Here is a 4,515-nt window from a genome sequence, read left to right as displayed (position 1 = left end):
ATAAATCATAAACTTCAATTCCAGCTAAGCCAACATCTAAAGTAAAGATTGATAATTTGGTAACGTCAAAATCATAAACACTATCGCCATTGATTAATTCTCGACAATAAGCATAGTAATCACCGATTTGATTAATTTCCTCTCTAGCATAACGAGCCAAAGAACGTACTTTATGAAATATCTTTTGGCCATTTAAAGCTAGATTTTTCCGTGACATATCTAAGCTTACCATTAATAAATAAGAACCGCTCGTTGTTTGGGTCAAATTAATTACTTGACGAACATAATCAGCATTAACATTAGGACCTAAAAGCAAAAATGAGCTTTGCGTCAAACTGCCACCTGATTTATGCATACTGACACTAGCCATATCCGCCCCTGCTTCCATTGCTGACATTGGTAATTCATCACTAAAATAAAAGTGAGTTCCATGGGCTTCGTCAACTAAAGCTAACATATTATGACGATGTGCTAATTCAACAATGGCCTTAATATTGGAACAAATTCCATAGTAAGTAGGATTATTAATTAAAATTGCTTTAGCATCAGGATTATCTAAAATTGCTTTTTCTACCTGGCTTACCGACATTCCTAGCGATATTCCTAGCCGTTTATCTACTTCAGGATTTACATAGACCGGAATTGCTCCAGTTAAGATCATTGCATTAATAGCACTACGATGAACATTTCGGGGCATAATTATTTTTTCGCCAGCTTTAACGCTAGCCATGATCATGCTTTGAACCGATGATGTCGTTCCCCCTACCATAAAAAACGCGTGGGCTGCATTAAAAGCATCAGCGGCTAATTCCTCCGCTTCTTTAATTACCGAAACCGGGTGGCACAGATTATCTAAGGGTTTCATTGAATTAACATCAACACCCATACATTTTTGGCCTAAAAATTCAGTTAATTCCGGATTCCCTTTACCGTGTTTATGACCAGGTACATCAAATGGTACTAAGCGATCTCGTTTTATTTGTTGTAAAGCCTCATATATTGGCATTTTACTTTGATCTAATTTCATTTTAGCCCCCTAAAAAATATTACTTCCACTATATATTTCAATCATTTCCTGGCGTAAGTTATTAGTTATTTCTAATCTTACTTTTGGTGGTAATTCATAAATATCTGTTTTAAATAAATAATTTTGTAGATCTAATTCTTTAATTAGCATCTTCGTATGAAATAAATTAGCCTGATACATATTAATATCAACTGCATCATATTTAAGCAATGTCTGGCTATCAATATATTGTTGGATCGAAGTCATTGGATTATCCATAAATAATTTCTTTCCCTTGATATCCCTAGTAAAACCTCGTACACGATAATCCATGGTAATAATATCCGAATCAAAACTGCCAATTAAATAATCTAATGTTGATAAAGGGGAAATTTCACCACAGGTAGAAACATCAATATCAACTCTAAAAGTTGCAATACTAGTTTCTGGATGATACTCTGGGTAGGTGTGGACAGTAATATGACTTTTATCCAAATGACCTAAAATAATCCGATCATCAACTTCTTTAGTATCTCCCTGGCGTTGTTTTAACATCTCATTTTCAGCTAACAGCATTGTTACACTGGCCCCTTGAGGATGATAATCTTGCTTTGATACATTTAAAACATGTGCCCCAATCATCTTAGCAACTTGATATAAAATATCAGTTAATCGTTTTGAATTATACTGTTCATCAATATAAGCAATATAGTCCTTTTGTTCCCGTTGACTTTTTGCATAGCAAACATCGTAAATATTAAAACTCAATGATTTTGTTAGATTATTAAACCCATATAATTTCATTTTTTCACTCATTTCGTTTTCCCCCTAAACAAAAAACTCAAGCTGGAACATCCAACTTGAGAATCAATGCATCATTATAGAACATTTTTGTTCTGTTTTGATTTTTTATCAGAGTCTATATAGCAAGAATCACTTTTACTACTCTTATTGATTGTTTCACAAGTGTGATGTGCCAAGGCACACGGTTGTATAGTCACCAACTCAATGTCAGCTACGCTAACATCAACTTATAAAAGCAAACTTTCGTCTTATCAATAAGCAAACATTGTTGCCACTTAGTTTAGTTTTACAACTGTCAAAAACAGTCATAAAAGTCAAAATTCTTGCAAAATAAATTCTGATTTTTGCAACACAATGATTATATATAATAATCATTAAAATTGCAACCATTTTTTATGAAATAAAATAATTTGTTTAATATAGTAAACTATAAATCCTGTTTTAAAATAAAATCAACTACATGTTTATAATCATTAGTCGCAAATATCCGCGGTGGTATCGAAAAAACATTCCGTTGATATTTTAATAATAATTTAGGCTGTAAATAAGCTATCTGCGGGGCTAATAAAATCAACTGATAATTTTGGCTAACATCGTCCATTTGTAGATATCCCCCAGCATCTATTTCAATTGGAGCCTTAATCAGCTTACAAAACTCTTTGATTCCATGAGCAAAATAGGTAGATGTATAACCAACGCTGCAACAAAGTAGTACTTTAATTTGTTTTTGATTATGAAATTTCTTTAAAGTGTTAATGAAATCATTGAAAATTGATAATGAAAATTTGAAATCAATAAATTGGTAGTGCATATAATATAATCTTTCATTAGTATATGTATCAATAATTTCATGTTCTACTAAATAATCCCGATAAAAAGCGGTGATTCCTAAGATCTTATCTTTCTTAAAATAAATAACACTTTCATCATTAGGTTTTTTTTCAATCTTAACACCAGCTATGCTTAAATTTTCAATCCAAAGTTTGTATATATCAAAATTGATATCTTGAAAAAATGAATCCATATATTCACCTTCTTTAATTTTTGTCTTCTACATTAATATTATAACCAAATTTTTCTTAATCAATTTAGCTATAATATTCAGAAAACAATTTCAATTGATAAAATCAAGTTAGACTAACGATACTTATCAATCAAATTATAATATTCGAACTTTTTATTCACGTTTTCATCATAGTTTAACTCAAAATAGCAAGTATACAGAATATCTAAAATAAAAAGAATTGATAGTCTGGTTGAATAAGATGAAATTTTTTTATAATGATTTTCATGATGGCTAATAAAAAGATGATAATCTGGTTCAATATCTTTTAGTCCATAATCATAAGCTGAAATTAATACTAATTGTGTTTTTCTTTCTTTGATTATTTTAGGTAAAATATTACTTAATATCCCCCGACCTTGAAAAGAAATTACAATCGCTAGATGAGTTTCATCACCTGTTGATGCTGATAATCGCTGCTGATATTCTTCAATTGGTACATTGACATTAACCCCTATTTCTTTCATCTGGAATTTAAAGTTTTCAGCAAAATAAATGTTTGCTGATGATGTATAAATATCAATTTGTTTAGCTTTTTTCATTGCGTTTACTACATGTCGCAGTTCGTCTAGACTAAACATATTAGCAGTTGAATCAAGAGTTTTCTGATAGTCTTCTTTAATCCTAGCAATAATGGTGTAATGGGTTTGATATTGTTTAATGGGAAAATTAAAATCAAATTCTTGTTCACCTTTTAAATAATCATCTAAGCTATTGGAAATTTTAACTTTTAATTCTGAAATGCCTGAAATATTAAATTTATCACATAAACGGTAAACCGTTGCCTGTGAGACAGCACATTTTTTACTTAGTTCTTTAGCATTCATTGTTAAAACTTGCTCAGGATGTTTTAAAATATATTCAGCAATAATTTTTTCGTAATTAGATAGTTTATTTAAATTATTTTTTAATTCTACAAATATATTCATCATTTTAATCACCTAAAATTATTATATTATAGTTGCATTTTAAATGTAAAACGCTTTAAACTAGATTTACAGTAAACATATCTATATTCATAAAATTATTTGAAATTTTCAATTGTATCTAATGCATCCTGAAGTACTTTTTCACCATTCATTAAACCATAATCACGCATATCGATAATCTTAACAGGTAATTTATTTTCAGCACGATCAGTTAATAATTTGACTTGGTGTCGTACTTGTGGGCCTAATAAAACGATGTCCCAATCATGTAGAATTTTTTCAGCTTCAGTAATTCCTACTGCTTTAATTTCTACCTCAATTCCTTTATCTGCTGCTGATTTTTCCATTCTTGTAACTAATAAACTGGTTGACATTCCTGCATTACAAGCCAATAAAATTTTCTTCATATATTATCTCCTCCTTTTTATCTAAAAAAATATTAGCATTTTTAAACTACAATAGCCCATTTTTTAAATAAATTGGAGAAATTTATAAATATTAATCCCAAAAAAATAAAAAAAATGAGAAAATATTTACAATTACAGGTTATATCAGTAAACAGTTTTAACTGATATAACCTGTAAATAAAAAAGCCAGGAAACTTTCTGGCCGGAAATAAAACAGATATAAAATAAAAAAAGAAGAAGGACCGGCAGCGTGCTCTTTTCGCACCGCAGTACTATCTTCGCCGCTATGATGCTTAACTTCTGTGT

At 30.0% G+C, this 4,515-nt stretch carries 5 protein-coding genes; all 5 read right to left on the bottom strand.

All coding sequences use genetic code 11. From position 1 onward, the window contains the following. Positions 1–1,027, bottom strand: a 1,027-nt coding sequence (locus J7M77_RS06065; protein WP_296876940.1) for an aminotransferase class I/II-fold pyridoxal phosphate-dependent enzyme, incomplete at its 3' end; no start/stop codon positions are given. A gap of 9 nt (positions 1,028–1,036) precedes the next feature. Then, positions 1,037–1,822, bottom strand: coding sequence for an adenosylmethionine decarboxylase (speD, locus tag J7M77_RS06060; protein WP_296876939.1), 786 nt, complete (start codon positions 1,820–1,822; stop codon positions 1,037–1,039). Between the two features lie 415 nt (positions 1,823–2,237). Continuing rightward, entirely contained in the window at positions 2,238–2,834 is a 597-nt protein-coding gene (locus J7M77_RS06055; protein ID WP_296876938.1) for a hypothetical protein, read from the bottom strand. Positions 2,835–2,947: 113 nt separating this feature from the next. Continuing rightward, entirely contained in the window at positions 2,948–3,802 is an 855-nt protein-coding gene (locus tag J7M77_RS06050) for a MurR/RpiR family transcriptional regulator (protein WP_296876937.1), read from the bottom strand. Between the two features lie 95 nt (positions 3,803–3,897). Next, positions 3,898–4,209: a PTS sugar transporter subunit IIB gene (locus tag J7M77_RS06045; RefSeq protein ID WP_296876936.1), complete on the bottom strand. Its 312-nt coding sequence runs from the start codon at positions 4,207–4,209 to the stop codon at positions 3,898–3,900. Between the last annotated feature and the right edge of the window lie 306 nt (positions 4,210–4,515).

The organism is Thomasclavelia sp. (assembly GCF_017889095.1).
Lineage (GTDB): Bacteria > Bacillota_I > Bacilli_A > Erysipelotrichales > Coprobacillaceae > Thomasclavelia.
This window is presented reverse-complemented; position numbering and strand designations above follow the sequence as displayed.